Origin of the sequence: Paraburkholderia haematera, from assembly GCF_905220975.1 — a bacterium.
GTDB lineage: Bacteria > Pseudomonadota > Gammaproteobacteria > Burkholderiales > Burkholderiaceae > Paraburkholderia > Paraburkholderia haematera.
In genome coordinates, this window is record NZ_CAJNBK010000001.1 from 745,445 (window position 1) to 759,875 (window position 14,431).

At 61.9% G+C, this 14,431-nt stretch carries 12 protein-coding genes; 4 read left to right on the forward strand and 8 right to left on the reverse strand.

The window, feature by feature from the left end; translation table 11 throughout:
* Positions 1–35: 35 nt before the first annotated feature.
* A complete protein-coding gene (locus KHO23_RS03295; protein WP_211609604.1) occupies positions 36–1,061 on the reverse strand; it encodes a helix-turn-helix transcriptional regulator in 1,026 nt (341 codons plus the stop codon).
* A 147-nt stretch (positions 1,062–1,208) separates the two neighbouring features.
* On the opposite strand from KHO23_RS03295, the gene KHO23_RS03300 reads away from it, so the two are divergent.
* Positions 1,209–3,476, forward strand: a complete 2,268-nt coding sequence (locus KHO23_RS03300; protein WP_211609605.1) for a glycoside hydrolase family 3 C-terminal domain-containing protein — start codon at positions 1,209–1,211, stop codon at positions 3,474–3,476.
* A gap of 67 nt (positions 3,477–3,543) precedes the next feature.
* Here KHO23_RS03300 and KHO23_RS03305 read toward each other — a convergent pair whose 3' ends face one another.
* Complete coding sequence (locus tag KHO23_RS03305; protein ID WP_211609606.1) at positions 3,544–4,713, reverse strand: GNAT family N-acetyltransferase; 1,170 nt, start codon at positions 4,711–4,713, stop codon at positions 3,544–3,546.
* Positions 4,714–4,848: 135 nt separating this feature from the next.
* Between KHO23_RS03305 and KHO23_RS03310 the strand changes: the two genes are divergently transcribed.
* Together KHO23_RS03310 and glnK are read left to right on the forward strand one after the other, a co-directional pair.
* Positions 4,849–6,546, forward strand: coding sequence for an NAD+ synthase (locus KHO23_RS03310; protein ID WP_211609607.1), 1,698 nt, complete (start codon positions 4,849–4,851; stop codon positions 6,544–6,546).
* Between the two features lie 140 nt (positions 6,547–6,686).
* Positions 6,687–7,025 (forward strand): P-II family nitrogen regulator, encoded by a 339-nt coding sequence (glnK, locus tag KHO23_RS03315; protein WP_006048444.1) that lies wholly within the window; start codon positions 6,687–6,689, stop codon positions 7,023–7,025.
* A 336-nt stretch (positions 7,026–7,361) separates the two neighbouring features.
* On the opposite strand, the gene KHO23_RS03320 is transcribed toward glnK, so the two are convergent.
* The 5 genes from KHO23_RS03320 to KHO23_RS03340 form a co-directional block, all read right to left on the reverse strand.
* Positions 7,362–8,513, reverse strand: coding sequence for a porin (locus KHO23_RS03320; RefSeq protein WP_211609608.1), 1,152 nt, complete (start codon positions 8,511–8,513; stop codon positions 7,362–7,364).
* 592 nt (positions 8,514–9,105) lie between these two features.
* The gene (locus KHO23_RS03325; protein ID WP_211609609.1) at positions 9,106–9,885 is read right to left on the reverse strand and encodes an ABC transporter ATP-binding protein; all 780 of its coding nucleotides are present in this window, start codon (positions 9,883–9,885) and stop codon (positions 9,106–9,108) included.
* A 49-nt stretch (positions 9,886–9,934) separates the two neighbouring features.
* Positions 9,935–10,648: an ABC transporter permease gene (locus KHO23_RS03330; protein WP_211609610.1), complete on the reverse strand. Its 714-nt coding sequence runs from the start codon at positions 10,646–10,648 to the stop codon at positions 9,935–9,937.
* A complete protein-coding gene (locus KHO23_RS03335) occupies positions 10,645–11,334 on the reverse strand; it encodes an ABC transporter permease (protein WP_211609611.1) in 690 nt (229 codons plus the stop codon). The genes KHO23_RS03330 and KHO23_RS03335 overlap by 4 nt, the downstream gene beginning before the upstream one ends.
* Before the next feature lie 280 nt (positions 11,335–11,614).
* Positions 11,615–12,391, reverse strand: coding sequence for an ABC transporter substrate-binding protein (locus KHO23_RS03340; protein WP_211609612.1), 777 nt, complete (start codon positions 12,389–12,391; stop codon positions 11,615–11,617).
* Between the two features lie 621 nt (positions 12,392–13,012).
* Here KHO23_RS03340 and KHO23_RS03345 point away from each other — a divergent pair.
* Positions 13,013–13,723 (forward strand): pirin family protein, encoded by a 711-nt coding sequence (locus tag KHO23_RS03345; protein WP_211609613.1) that lies wholly within the window; start codon positions 13,013–13,015, stop codon positions 13,721–13,723.
* 176 nt (positions 13,724–13,899) lie between these two features.
* On the opposite strand, the gene KHO23_RS03350 is transcribed toward KHO23_RS03345, so the two are convergent.
* On the reverse strand, positions 13,900–14,427 hold the full coding sequence (locus KHO23_RS03350) for a periplasmic heavy metal sensor (RefSeq protein WP_211609614.1): 528 nt from the start codon (positions 14,425–14,427) through the stop codon (positions 13,900–13,902).
* Positions 14,428–14,431 lie beyond the last annotated feature (4 nt).

The window sequence follows — 14,431 nt, forward strand, 5'->3', positions numbered from 1 at the left end:
GCACCTGCCGCGCTTGCACCTTCGTGCGGGGCGCTTCACCTCGCGCCACGCGTGCTTCTGTAATGAGTCGGTGCCGCGCCGGATACCCGCGTAAAAAATCGCGTGAATGCACTCGTTGATGTAAAACCGACGCGCTCGCCAATGTCGCGAATCGGCAGTTGCGTCTGCAACAAAAGCTGTTTGGCTTCGCGCGTTCGCGCGCGTGTCAGCAGATCGTGGAAGCTCGTCTGTTCGTTCAGCAACCGGCGCCGCAGGGTCCAGCGCGAGATCGCGAAGCGTTCGCACAGGCGTGACTGCATGTGCTCCGGCAACACGTCGTCGGCCGGTTCGCGTAGCCATTCGACGAGGCAAGCCTCGACCGTATGACCGAACGAGGCGCGCATACGGATCTTGTGGCGAACCTCGTCCGCGGCATGCAGGTGAATGCCCGCGAGCGTGGGGTTGAACTGTTCGAACGAAGCGTCGAGCCTAGCCGAGGCGAGCACGATGCGATTGCGTTGCTGGTCGACCCGGATCGGACTTCCGAGCACGTCTCCAAAGCTTACGTTGGGCGCGGGCAGCGTGCCGGTCAAACCGGCTTCGCGGACCCGTATCGAAGGATCGTAGAGGCGGGCAATGTCGGCAATGATCGCGAAGTTGCCCAGCGCGCAGCAGGCCGAACGGCCATCGCCTTCGAGCACGTAATCGAACGCAATGGCATCGGTCTCCTCATGCATCAGCAGCCAGTCGACATTGCCGATCAGCTCGCGATACTGCACGAAGCGCCGCAATGCGTCGCGCATGGTCGGGCGATTGCACACGACCCCCGCCAGCTCCGGAAAGGGCCGCAACCAGCCGGCTACGCCTGGCACCGGCGGCCTGTGGCTGAGTGTCCAGCCCTCCAGCAGTTGCGTCATGCGCACATGCCGGTCGCCGGCTACGCGTGCGTCCGCGGCATCTAGTTCGTGTTCCCGGATACCAATCGATTTGCAGATCGCCTCGCGATCGATTCCGTCGCGTTGGAGGTCGTCGAGCAGCCATCGATATAGCCGGGCGGAAACGGATTTTTGGAGTAGCTCCACGGTGTCTCTCTGATGTCATCCCCGGGTTTTCCTGAGCATCTTCTGGTCAAAAGCCGCTCCTGCATGTCAAACGGCCATCGTGCCCTTCCCTAGACTCTTGTTCTTGTCAGTCGAGCTTAAGTACAACAGAACGAAGCCGGAGGAGCAATGGGTAGAACGTATTTCCGCGGTACCGCAATCGCGACGGCATGTGCCGTGGCGGCCCTGATCGCCGCGTGCGGCCATAACGACGACTTGCAGGCGCCGCCGGCTGATCCCGATACGGCCGCTGACCAGCGCGCCGCGGCGCTGGTCGCGCAAATGACCACGGCCGAAAAAATTCAGATGGTGCACGGTACCGGCATGCCGACGTTAGGCTACGGCACATTCCCGGCGGACGCGCTGAGCGGAGCGAGCTACATCCCCGGCATTTCGCGGCTCGGCATTCCCAAGGTGAGCAGCGCGGACTCCGCGGGCGGTGTCAACGTGAATAACGCTCGCGTCACGGCGCTGCCCGCGCCGGTGGCGCTCGCCGCGAGTTGGGACCCGGTGCTTGCTAACGAATACGGTACGCGCATCGCAGTCGAGTTGCGCACGCTCGGTTACGCGGAAGGCCTTGGTGGCGGCGTGAACCTCGCGCGCGAACCGCGCGACGGACGCACCTTCGAATACATGGGCGAGGACCCGGTGCTGAGCGGCACGATGAGCGCTGCCCGCACGGTCGGCACGCAGTCGCAGAAGGTGATCGCGACCATCAAGCACTACGCGATGAACGATCAGGAGACGAATCGCAACACGGCCGACTCACAGGTCGACGAACGCACGTTGCGCGAGACTGAACTGCTCGCGTTCGAGATCGGCGTGAAGGAGGGCCAGCCGGGCAGCGTCATGTGTTCGTACAACAAGCTCAACGGCACCTACGCGTGCGAAAACCCGTATCTGCTCACGGATGTATTGAAAACCGAGTGGGGCTTCAAGGGTGTCGTGCAGTCCGACTGGGGCGCCACGCACAGCACGGTGCCCTCGGTGCTCGCCGGTCTTGACGAGGAACAGCCGGGCGCTGCCGACGATAGCAACACCAGCAGTCCGCTCTTCGCGTATTTCGGTTCGTATTTCAACACCAAGCTCCAGGCCGCGGTGGCCGCGGGCACGGTGCCGATCGTGCGGCTGAACGACATGGTCCAGCGCAAGCTGCGCACGCTGGTGCGGATCGGCATCATGGATTCGCCGCCTACGGCAGGTGGCGCGATTGACGAAGCCGCGGGCAACGCGTTCGCGCTGAAGGTTGCGCAGCAATCGGCGGTGCTCCTGAAAAACGCCGCGCCGGCCGGTGCGCAGCAGGCGGTACTGCCGCTTGCGGCGGCGAATCTGTCGTCGATCGTGGTGATCGGCGGACATGCGGACGTGGGCGTGCTGTCGGGGGGCGGGTCGGGTGCGGTGCCGGCTATCGACGGCAACGCAGTGTCTAGTTGCCAGCAGCCCGCCGGTCAGTTGTTCGGCGGTTGCGCGACCTGGTACAAGTCCGCGCCGCTCGCGGCGATCAAGGCGAAGGCGCCGAACGCGAGCGTGAGCTACTTCGACGGCAACGATGCGAACGCCGCCGCCAACGCTGCGGCCCAGGCGGATGTCGCGATCGTGTTCGCGACGCAATGGCAGACCGAAGGGCTCGATCTGCCGAGCCTCAGCTTGCCGGACAACAAGGCCGATGCATCGAACCAGACCTACGATCAGAACGCCCTGATCGCTGCTGTGGCGGCCAAGGCGAAACGGGTCGTCGTGGTGTTGGAAAACGGCAGCCCGGTGCTGATGCCGTGGCTCGGCAATGTGCATGGCGTGCTGGAAAGCTGGTATCCGGGCGTGCAGGGCGGCCAGGCGATCGCCGATCTGCTGTTCGGCGACGCTAATCCGTCGGGCAAGCTGCCGATCTCGTTTCCGAAGCAGGATAGCGATCTGCCGCAACCGGTCATTTCCGCGACCGACCTGAGCGTTAAATACAGCGAGGGCCTGCTGATGGGGTATCGCTGGTATGACGCGCAGCAGATCGAACCCTTGTTCCCATTCGGCTTCGGCCTGTCATACACGAACTTTGCGTACTCGAACATCAATGCGAGCGCCGACGGCGCGGGCAACGTGACCGTCACGTTCACCGTGACCAATAACGGCGCGCGTGCGGGAGAGGAGGTCGCGCAGGTTTACGCGGCGTTGCCTGCGGGGTTGGGCGAACCGCCGAAGCGTCTGGTCGGCTGGCAAAAGCTTGCGTTGCAACCGGGGCAGGCTCAACCGGTCAGCGTGACGATCCCGGCGCAGCGCCTCGCGACCTGGGACGTGACGAACCACGCGTGGAAGATCAACGGCGGCAGTTATGGGTTCATCGCGGGCGCGTCGTCGCGGGATGCGAATGCGTTGACGAAGTCGTTGTCGCTGGCCGGCCGCTGAACTGCAGCGGAGCGTGTACGGTACGGCGCGGCACGGCGGCTCACGGCCGTCGTGCCGCGCAAGCGTGTCAACCTTTGAACGGGTTGTGTTCGCGCAGCTCGTCCACATACGCGTGGATGCTGTTCTTTTCGTTGTCGAGGAAATGGCCGACCGCATCGGCGAAGGCCGGATGCGCGAGCCAATGCGCCGAGCGCGTCACGGTCGGCAAAAAACCGCGCGCCATCTTGTGCTCGCCCTGGGCGCCGCCTTCGAACGCACCGAGTTTCTCTTCGATGCAGAATTCGAGCGGCTGGTAGTACGCCGTTTCGAAGTGCAGGCAGGGCACATGTTCGAGCGCGCCCCAGTAGCGGCCGTACAAGGTGCCGCCGGTTTTCTCATCGCGCTGATACACCACGAGCGAACTCGCGATCGGCTTGCCTTCGTATTCGGCGATCACCAGCAGCAGATTTTCCGGCATCGACGCGCCGATCATCCGAAAGAAATCGAGGTTCAGATACGGACTCGAAAAGTGCTCGCGGTAAGTTTGCCGGTAACACTTGCTGAAGAATCGCCAGTCGGCGTCCTGGATATCTTCGCCGCGAATCCGGCGCATCGTCACGCCGGCCTCCTGTACCTTGCGGCGCTCGGCGCGGATGTTTTTGCGCTTCTTCTGTTCGAGGGTCGAGAGGAAATCGTCGAAGTCGCGATAGCCGTCGTTCAGCCAGTGGAATTGCACGCCTTCGCGCTGCATCATGCCCATATCGGTTAGCGCGCTCGCTTCCGTTTCGGTCGGAAACAGCACATGCAGCGACGATACGTCCGCCTGCTCGGCGAACGCCATGAGCGTTGCCGCCAGATGTCTGAGGGCATGCGTATCCGCCGACAACAGCCGGTTGCCTTGCACCGGTGTGAACGGCACCGCGCACAGCAGCTTCGGGTAATACGGCAGACCGTTGCGTTTGTACGCATCGGCCCAGGCCCAATCGAACACATACTCGCCGTACGAGTGTCCCTTCAGATACACCGGCGCGGCCGCCACGAGTTTGTCGGTGCGCGGGTCGGTGAGCGTGACGAATTGCGGCGCCCAGCCGGTATCGGCGACCGCACATCGGGTCGCGGAGAGCGCGCTCAGAAACTCGTGCCGCAAAAACGGCGTGGGCTGTGTCTGCTGCGCGAGGAGGGCGTTCCATTCCGCGGCGTCCACCTCGGAGGGCGACGCCAGAATGCCCGTGCGATAATCAAAGCGTTCCTGGTTCAATCTGTGTGACTGTTCCCGATGAGCGGCGCGGCGCGATGAAAGCGGTGCGTCGTTCGTTTATCCGATTTGTCCGTTGCCGTCGAGCTGACCAGCCACGGTACTCGCAAGCCGCCTGGCTTGCCTGTCGATCCTGCCATGAAGACCCGAATCGCTCTTGCTCAAATCAATGTCACCGTCGGCGACTTCGCCGGCAATGTCGCGAAAATTGTCGCTGCCGCGCGCGCCGCGCACAACGATGGTGCGAAGCTGCTGATTGCGCCTGAACTCGCGCTATCCGGCTACCCGCCCGAAGATCTGTTGCTGCGTCCCGCGTTCTACACCGCCAGCGCGGCGGCGCTCGCCGATCTGGCCGCGCAACTGAAGCCCTTCACCGGCTTGCACGTGATTGCCGGCCATCCGCTGCGTGACTTGGAGCACAGCGCGGCGCACGGCCATGGTAATGCAAACGCGCCAATCGAGCGCGGCGTCCCGCCGGTCGACACCTTCAACGCGGCCTCGCTGATCGTGAACGGCGAAGTGGTCGGCACCTATCGCAAGCAGGATTTGCCCAATACTGAGGTGTTCGACGAGAAGCGCTACTTCGCTTCCGACCCGCAGCCATTCGTGTTCGAACTGGACGGCGTGAAGTACGGCGTGGTGATTTGCGAGGACGCCTGGCATGCGTCGGCTGCGCAAATGGCGAAGGCGGCGGGCGCGCAAGTGCTGCTGATTCCGAACGGCTCGCCGTATCACCTGAATAAGGAAGCGGTGCGCTTCGACATTCTGCGCGCGCGGATTCGCGAAACCGGTTTGCCCATGGTCTACGTGAACATGGTCGGCGCGCAGGACGAACTGGTGTTCGACGGCGGTTCGTTCGTGCTCGATGAAAAGGGCGAACTGGTCGCGAAGATCGCGCAGTTCGAGGAAGGCAACGCGATCGTCGAGTTCGACGGCGGCAAACCGCTGCCTGCCGCGATCGCACCGGAGCTTTCGCTCGAAGCGCAGGTCTACGCCGCGCTCGTGATGGGCGTGCGCGACTACATCAATAAAAACGGTTTCCCGGGCGCGCTGATCGGCCTGTCGGGCGGCGTGGATTCGGCGCTGGTGCTGGCCGTCGCATGTGACGCGCTGGGCGCCGATCGCGTGCGCGCGGTGATGATGCCGTCGCGCTACACGGCGGACATATCGACAACCGACGCCGCCGAGATGGCGCGCCGCGTCGGCGTACGTTACGACGAAATTGCGATCGCGCCGATGTTCGATGCATTCCGCAGCTCGCTTGCCGATGAATTCGCCGGCCGCGCCGAAGACGCCACGGAAGAAAATATTCAGGCGCGCATTCGCGGCACCTTGCTGATGGCGCTGTCGAACAAGTTCGGATCAATCGTGCTCACCACCGGCAACAAGAGCGAGATGGCGGTGGGTTACTGCACGTTGTACGGCGACATGGCCGGCGGCTTCGCGGTGATCAAGGACATCGCCAAGACGCTGGTCTACAAGCTGTGTCACTACCGCAACCAGGCTACCACCTTCGGCAAGCAGGACGTGATCCCCGAGCGGATTCTGACGCGCGCGCCGTCGGCGGAACTGCGCGAGAACCAGACCGATCAGGACAGCTTGCCGCCGTACGAAGTGCTCGACGCGATCATGCGCATGTATATGGAAGAGGACCGCTCGCTCGCGGAAATCATCGCGGCGGGCTACGCGGTCGAAGACGTGAAGCGTGTCACGCGCCTGATCAAGATCAACGAGTACAAACGCCGTCAGGCGCCGATCGGCATTCGCGTCACGCATCGCGCGTTCGGTCGCGACTGGCGTTATCCGATTACGTCGCGCTACACCGAGCCGGTTTAGTGAGAAACAAACGGTTGCTGCGGACTTACCCCATAGCAGACCAGAAGTGCGCGCCGGATTGCCGCAACGCATCCGGCGCGGCGTAGAATAAAAATCATCCATTCTCCTTTCAACCTTCCAATCACGAGACGAGGTCCGCCATGAAGCGCATCACTGCAGTCATCAAACCGTTCAAACTTGACGAAGTGCGCGAGGCGCTCGCTGAAGTCGGCCTCACGGGACTGACCGTGACTGAAGTCAAGGGTTTTGGCCGGCAAAAAGGCCACACTGAGCTCTATCGTGGTGCAGAGTACGTGGTCGACTTTCTGCCGAAAGTGAAGATCGAAGTGGTGGTTGCGGACAACCAGTGCGATCAGGTGATCGACGCGATCATCGGCGCAGCGCGCACCGGAAAGATCGGTGACGGCAAGATTTTCGTCGCGGACGTGGAGCGTGTGATCCGGATTCGCACAGGCGAAGAAAACGAAGCGGCGGTCTGAGGCTTCACGCCAGACGCCTTCTCTTCGCTACGTTCAAACGCAGGAATCAAGCGCTGGTATTGCGGTGTCATTGCAACAGCGTAATCGCAGCGGCAAGGAAAGCAACGCGCACCAGCACGGTGCGTCGAGGCAGCGGCAAATCCGTGCGCTGAAATAAAAAACGGTGCGATACCCTTTCGGACATCGCACCGATACGCGCCTCTCGCAGCAGCGTGAAAAAGATTCTCTTGAAGAACTTGTTACTACGCCCCGAAGGAAGTCCCCTTGGGGGGCGCCCCGAAGGAAGTCCCCTTGGGGGGCGCCCCGCAGGAAGTTCCCTTGGGGCACACCGTTCGATTAGAACGAGTGTTGAATACCTGCGTACACGCCGGTCTGGCTATGACCCGGCAGCGGGTTGTCCGTGCTGGTTGCCGTACCTGCGTTGTTCGCATTCAGGCCGTAGTTAGCCGTCTTGCTGTTTTGCGCCGTAGCAACCTGGATATCCAGCAGTGTGCGTTTGGACAGGTTGTACGAGCCGCCGATCGTGTAGATCGTCGCATTGCCCGCGCCATTGTTGCCGTTGACGTGGTACACCGCTGCGATCAGCGCTGCAGCCGGCGTTGCTTGCCACGTCACGCCGCCCCATTCGTGATTGAGGGTAGTCGGCTGGCCCGGCAGAACGTTCGTCGCACCTGCCGAACGGATAGCCTGGTAAGCGGCCTGGACCTTGAACTGGCCGAGGAACACGTTCACGAGAGCCGAGTACTCGCGCGATGCCGCGAACACACCGCTGCCGATATTGGCAGGATTGACGGTGCTTGCGCCCGGGCCGTACAGGTTGCCGTTGGCCGGGTTGCGGATTTCGTCATAAATGCCGCGAACCTGGAACAGCGCGTTCGTGTACGTGACCTGTGCGCCGGCTTCGCGACCCTGAGCAGTCGTGCCGTTACCGTTCCAGTTCGTTGCGTTCGACAGGGCGTATTGACCGTAGAAGTCAAAGCCTGCGATCTTCGGCGACTGGTACGCGAAGTTGTTGCTCGATTGCGGCCAGTTGCGGCCACGCACCAGCGACGCCGACGACCAGCTCGATTGACCGAACGGGTCGAAGTCCCACACGCCGTTCGAGATGTAGAGCATGCGGCCCATCGTGAACGTACCGTACTGGTCGTTCGACAAGCCTACCGTTGCCCAGCGATTGAAGAGACCGCCGCCGCCAGGGCCCGAACCCGTCATGGTGTTGAAGGAGCCTTCCAACTGGAACAGGACCTTGTTGCCACCACCGATGTCCTCAACGCCCTTCATACCCCACAGGCTGGTACCCCAGTCGCCGCTTTCTGCCTTGAAACGGTTCGTGCTGCCCGTTGCCTGGCCGTTTGCACCGACGCCTTGCGGAACGCCCGTCATGTATTCCAGACCAGCGTCAAGGCGGCCGTACAGCGTCACGCTGCTTTGGGCGTGCGCAACTACACCGGCTGTCATCAGCGCAGCGGCGAGCAAAGCTTTCTTCATCTTCTCCTCCATACCCTGTCAAAAAGTGAAACCCAGTACTGCGAATGGTGTTCGGACGCAAGCGCGCCGAACAGAAATCGGTACCAGGGAGATTAGCGGGTGGATTGGGTCTCCTGCCGTGACGGATAGCCTCAGCGGGCTATTCTTCGCGCCATGCCGATCCCTCGCCGACCGGTTCTCCTCTGTTGCTCTGAAGTGAAACTACTTTTAATGAACTTTGTTTTGCTACTTTGGTTACTAATTTATCAAAAATACCCTGGAGTGGGAGAAGAAATTAGTACCGGCCTGGGCCGGTGTCTCCAAATTGCAATACGAATGTGTACGAGGAATCGTTGCGGCATCCCAAAAAGGGCCGGAAACCCTTATGCGACAAGGGAATCACGGATTGGGACGGGCAACGTTAAGGATTGCCACTATTGACGCTTCAAATGCGGCAGAGTAGGGCGGAAGGAGCGTGGTTCGAGCCCGGTTTGGGCCCATTTTCGAGGCCAGAGTGGCCGGAATGTGCAGGTGAGCGAAGTAAAAAAGGCGCCAGTAAGCGCCTTGTAATGTTGCTTTGACTACAGCCCAACTACGGGGCTATACGACAGTCTTATTTGAGGCTGCCGGAGAGGAACTGCTTGAGGCGTTCGCTCTTCGTGTTCTTGAAGACTTCATCCGGATGGCCTTCTTCTTCGACGCGGCCTTGATGCAGGAACATCACGTGATTCGACACGTTGCGCGCGAATGCCATTTCATGGGTGACGACGATCATCGTGCGGCCTTCTTCGGCGAGCGTCTGCATGACCTTGAGTACTTCGCCGACCAGCTCGGGGTCGAGTGCGGAAGTCGGTTCGTCGAACAACATCACGTCCGGATGCATGGCCAGCGCGCGCGCGATCGCCACGCGTTGCTGCTGACCGCCCGACAGATGCGACGGATACTGTTTCTCAAGACGCGGTGCGAGGCCCACTTTCTCCAGATACTCGCGCGCCCGCTCTTCAGCCTCCTTGCGCTTCAGACCGAGCACGTTGACCGGCGCTTCGATGATGTTCTCGAGCACGTTCATGTGCGACCACAGGTTGAAGTGCTGGAACACCATCGACAGCTTGGTGCGCACCCGCTGCAACTGCTTGGGATCGGACACGCGCAGCGCGCCGGCCTTGCCGATCTGCGTGCGGACTTCTTCACCGTCGACAAAGATGCGTCCGGCGTTCGGCTGCTCGAGGAAGTTGATGCAGCGAAGCATCGTGCTCTTGCCCGAACCGGACGAACCGATCACGCTGATCACGTCGCCGGCGTTGGCCTTCAGCGACACGCCCTTGAGGACTTCGTTGTCGCCGTACTGTTTGTGAAGCTCGTCAACGAAGAGCTTTTGCTTCTTGGTGTTCATCGGGATCCTTGGCGGGCTTGCTTGCTTGGGGCGCAGAGCCCTTTTTTGATTACTTGCCTTGCGGCCGCAGGTAAGCGAGCCAGCGGCGCTCGGCGCGGCGGAACAGCCACACGAGCGCAAAAGAAATCGACAGATAGAGCAGGGCGGCGAGGCCGAACGCGTTGAACGACTGATACGTGGCCGAGTTCACGTCGCGCGCGATCTTGAGAATGTCCGGCACGGTCGCGGTGAACGCGACGGTGGTGGCGTGCAACATCAGGATCACTTCATTGCTGTAGTACGGCAACGCACGGCGCAGCGCCGACGGCAGAATCACCCGCCGGTACAGCGTGAAGGACGACATGCCAAACGCGCGCGCCGCTTCGATCTCGCCATACGGCGTGGCCTTGATCGCGCCCGCGAAAATTTCGGTGGTGTATGCGCAGGTGTTCAGTGTGAATGCGAGCAGCGTGCAATGCATGCCGTCGCGGAAGAACGCGTTGGTCAGTGCGTGGTTGCGGATGATTTCGAGGCTGTACAAGCCGGTGTAGCAGAGCAGCAGCTGTACGTAGAGCGGCGTGCCGCGAAAGACATACGTATACAGCCACACCAGGCCGGCGAGCCATTTCTTCTTCGACACGCGCGCGACCGCGAGCGGAATCGACAGGCAGAAGCCGAGCCCGATCGACACCACCAGCAGCCACAGCGTGATCACGACGCCGGTGAGGCGGTAGCCGTCGGAATAAAGATAATTGCGCCAGTATTCCTGAATGATCTCGATCATAGATCCGCCTTTCGCACGCCGGTCGAGTAACGTTTTTCGAGGTACATCAGCACGAAGTTGGACACTGTGGTGATGACGAGATAGATCGCCCCGGCAAGCAGGGTGAAGAAGAAGAACCGCAACGTGCCCTTGCCCGCGTCCTGCGAGGCTTTGACGACATCCGCGAGGCCGATGATCGACACCAGCGCCGTGGCCTTCACCATCACCTGCCAGTTGTTGCCGATGCCAGGCAGCGCGAAGCGCATCATCTGCGGGAACATGATCCGCGAGAACACCTGCCAGCCGGTCATGCCATAGGCCGCACCCGCTTCGAGCTGGCCGCGCGGCACCGCGAGAAACGCGCCGCGGAAGGTCTCGGTGAAGTACGCGCCGTAGATGAAGCCCAGCACCGCGACACCGGCCACGAACGGGTCGATGTCGATCTGGTCCCAGCCGAGCAGGTCGGTCAGGTTATTCAGCCAGATCTGGATGCTGTAGAACAGCAGCAGCATCAGCACCAGGTCGGGCACGCCGCGCACGAGCGTCGTGTAGACGGTGCCGACACCATAGGAGAAACGGTTCTTTGACAGTTTCGCCGCCGCGCCGAGGAGGCCGAGCACGAAAGCGAACGCCAGCGACAACACCGCCAGTTTGACGGTTTGCCAGGTGCCGTTGAGAAGCAGCGGGCCGTAGCCTTGAAGGAACATATGGGGTCCTCGACGATGCGTTTGCGACGCATCGCGAAAGACGCGGCCAGCTCTGCACCGCGTTTGCCGCGAGCCTGAGCTCGCCGTTTCCTGCGGCGCACAGCGCACCGCTGTGCAATTCATGACTGCATGACCGTTACCGGTCTTGCAGCGCGCTTTTCGACTCTGGTTTTGAATCGGGGGTTGAAGCTGCTTTTGACGCTGCTTTTGAAACTATTGCCGACTGTATTACGAAGCCTCGGGAAAGCCCATGCGGGCGAGCCCCGAGTGAGTGACAAACTCAGTGAGCAGGATAGATATCGACGTCGAAGTACTGCTTTTCGAGCTTCCTGAAGGTCCCGTCCTGGTGCACTTGCGCCAACGCCCGGTTGAACATCGCTTTCAGCTCGACGTCATCCTTGCGCAGGCCGATGGCCGTGCCTTCACCAATCGTCCTGGGGTCTTTGACTTCCGGGCCGGCCCAGGCGAAGCCTTTGCCTTGCGAGGTCTTCAGGAACCCGGCGTCGGCTTGCAATTCGTCCTGCAACGCGGCGTCGAGTCGCCCCGAAGCGACGTCGGCGTAGACCTGATCCTGATTCTGGTAGGACACCACGGTCACGCCTTTGGGCTCCCAGTACGCCTTGGCATAAGCCTCCTGAGTCGAGCCTTGCTCGACACCCACGTGCTTGCCCTTCAGCGATTCAGCCGTGGGCAGCAGCGGCGAGCCGGCTTTGGCGATCATGCGGGCCGGGGCGTCGAACAGCGTGTCGGAGAAATCGATCTGTTCGCGGCGCTTGTCCGTGACGGTCAGCGACGACACGATTGCGTCGAACTTCTTGCCCTTCAATGCCGGGATGATTCCGTCCAGGTCCTGCTCGACCCACACGCACTTGACGTTCATTTTTGCGCACAGCGCTTTCGTCAAATCGACGTCGAAGCCGACGACCTGGCCGCTGGCCGCCTTCGATTCGAACGGCGGGTAGCTGGCGTCCACCCCGATGCGCACGGTTTTCCATTCTTTCGCCATGGCGCCGGTGGCCATGACGGCAAGCGCCACGCACAGTGCGGCCTTCTTCATGTTGCTCCTGGATCAAACTGATCGTCGTGGTGTGCCGATCTCGACGACCGCCGGCTCGTGGCCGGCCGTCGCTATTCTAGGCGGTCAAAATTGTCGCGCCGCGTATGGGTTTCGCCTCGATTCCGCTTCTGTCCCGCTTCTGTCCCGCTTCTGTCCCGCTTCTGTCCCGCTTTGGTCCCGCCGACGTCTTTCCGACGTATCAAGCGATATTGGCGAGGTGAAACCCGCGGCTGTCCCATCGCGGGCCCGGCTGCCGGGGCCGCCGGCGCGCCTTGAGCGCCCACGCGTCTCGAAAAGGGCGGTATTTTACCCGAACAGGGGCGGGGCGCCAGTGCGGGACGTCGCCAGCTGCCGGTGGGCGGGCGCATGCGTTGTGCATGCGCGACGGTGCCGGGCCGCTGTCTGGCTGTGCTCGCGCGCGTTCGTTCGCGTGAACGATCGGCAAGCGGGCGGCCGGCAAGGCGAGGAGGGCCGCCAGCAACCGGCCTGGTGTGCAGCCGCGCCCCGCCGGTGTGTGATTGCACGGATTTATGAAACGATCCGGTGCGCCGTTGCCGATTGTTTAGCGCGCTTCGCGCCCATACATTCTGGACATCGCTATTGACTCACCGGGAGACCTCCATGATCGAGATTCGCCGTTCCGATGAACGCGGCCACGCCAATCACGGCTGGCTCGACTCGTATCACAGCTTTTCGTTTGCCGACTACCGCGACCCGCAACACGTGCATTTCGGACCGCTGCGGGTGATTAACGAAGACCGAATCGCTGGCGGCCAAGGCTTCGGCACGCACGGCCATCGCGACATGGAAATCGTCACCTATGTGCTCGAAGGCGCGCTCGCGCACCGCGACAGCATGGGCAACGGCTCGACCATCCGTCCTGGCGACGTGCAGCGTATGAGTGCCGGCACGGGCGTGATGCACAGCGAGTTCAACGCATCGCAGGACGAGCAGGCGCACCTGCTGCAGATCTGGGTGATCCCGCAACGCGCGGGCGACGCGCCCGGCTACGAGGAAAAGCGTTTCGACGATGCCGACAAGCGCGGGCGCCTGCGTGTGGTCGCGTCGCCCGACGGCCGGGACGGTTCCGTAACGATTCATGCGGATGCCTCGATCTACGCGGCGCTGATCGACGGCGCGGAACAGGCTGCGTTCGCGTTGCCCAAAGGCCGGCTGGCGTATGTGCACGTGGCGCGCGGTGCGCTGAGCGTGAATGGCGAAGCGCTCAGGGCCGGCGACGCAGCCAAGCTCAGCGAGACCGATACGGTGACGCTCGAAAAGGGCGAGAACGCGGAAGTGCTGCTGTTCGATCTCGGTCCGCTCAACGGATAAGCGCCATTCACGGCCGCTGGCGGATCGTTGCTAGTCGTTATAGTTGCGAGCACAACGAGTCTCCCGGCCTGAAGTCCGGCTGGGTACGCAAACAAAAACGCCACGGAAGGTTTTCCGTGGCGTTTTTGCATTCGGGCGACGGCCGCGCAAGCCGCTCGCCGTCTACGTCATACCGTTTACTGATTGGCAACCGGCGCCGACCCTGCGCCCTTGTTATGTTCCCAGCGGTCGCGCATCTTTTCGTGGCGCGCTTCCATCTTCGCAAAACGCTGCTTCAGCGCCGTGCTGACGGTGGTCTTCTGCTGATCGTTCAGGCCGTTATAGAACTTGAGCCACGCATCCGTGGTTTGCTGACGCAGTTGCGCGTCTTTCTGCTCGACTTGCTGGTGGCTGGCAGCCATGGCGTTCAGATCCAGGATCGGCTGCTGCTGCGCGGCCTTCATCTGGTTCTTGATCTGTTCATGGTTGGCGCGCATGGCTTCGTGGTTCTGCTTCATGGTGTCGAGCGCGGCCTGCCACTGTTTTTCCTGATCCGCGTTCAGCTTCAACTGGTCATGCAGTTGCGACAGTTCCTTCATGAAGTGGCCATGCCAGCCGCCGGGGCCGCCTTCACCGGCGGGTTGTGCGGCATAGGCGGCACCCGCGCCGATGGCGAGGGCAGTGGCGGCAACAGCGAGAAAGCGCGACATTTTTTTGGTGGACATGTAA

Bases quoted from the DNA above. Each gene is read 5' to 3' on its own strand.
- KHO23_RS03300 (WP_211609605.1), top strand. From the start codon at position 1,209: ATGGGTAGAACGTATTTCCGCGGTACCGCAATCGCGACGGCATGTGCC.
- KHO23_RS03310 (WP_211609607.1), top strand. From the start codon at position 4,849: ATGAAGACCCGAATCGCTCTTGCTCAAATCAATGTCACCGTCGGCGAC.
- glnK (WP_006048444.1), top strand. From the start codon at position 6,687: ATGAAGCGCATCACTGCAGTCATCAAACCGTTCAAACTTGACGAAGTG.
- KHO23_RS03320 (WP_211609608.1), bottom strand. From the start codon at position 8,513: ATGAAGAAAGCTTTGCTCGCCGCTGCGCTGATGACAGCCGGTGTAGTT.
- KHO23_RS03325 (WP_211609609.1), bottom strand. From the start codon at position 9,885: ATGAACACCAAGAAGCAAAAGCTCTTCGTTGACGAGCTTCACAAACAG.
- KHO23_RS03330 (WP_211609610.1), bottom strand. From the start codon at position 10,648: ATGATCGAGATCATTCAGGAATACTGGCGCAATTATCTTTATTCCGAC.
- KHO23_RS03335 (WP_211609611.1), bottom strand. From the start codon at position 11,334: ATGTTCCTTCAAGGCTACGGCCCGCTGCTTCTCAACGGCACCTGGCAA.
- KHO23_RS03340 (WP_211609612.1), bottom strand. From the start codon at position 12,391: ATGAAGAAGGCCGCACTGTGCGTGGCGCTTGCCGTCATGGCCACCGGC.
- KHO23_RS03345 (WP_211609613.1), top strand. From the start codon at position 13,013: ATGATCGAGATTCGCCGTTCCGATGAACGCGGCCACGCCAATCACGGC.
- KHO23_RS03350 (WP_211609614.1), bottom strand. From the start codon at position 14,427: ATGTCCACCAAAAAAATGTCGCGCTTTCTCGCTGTTGCCGCCACTGCC.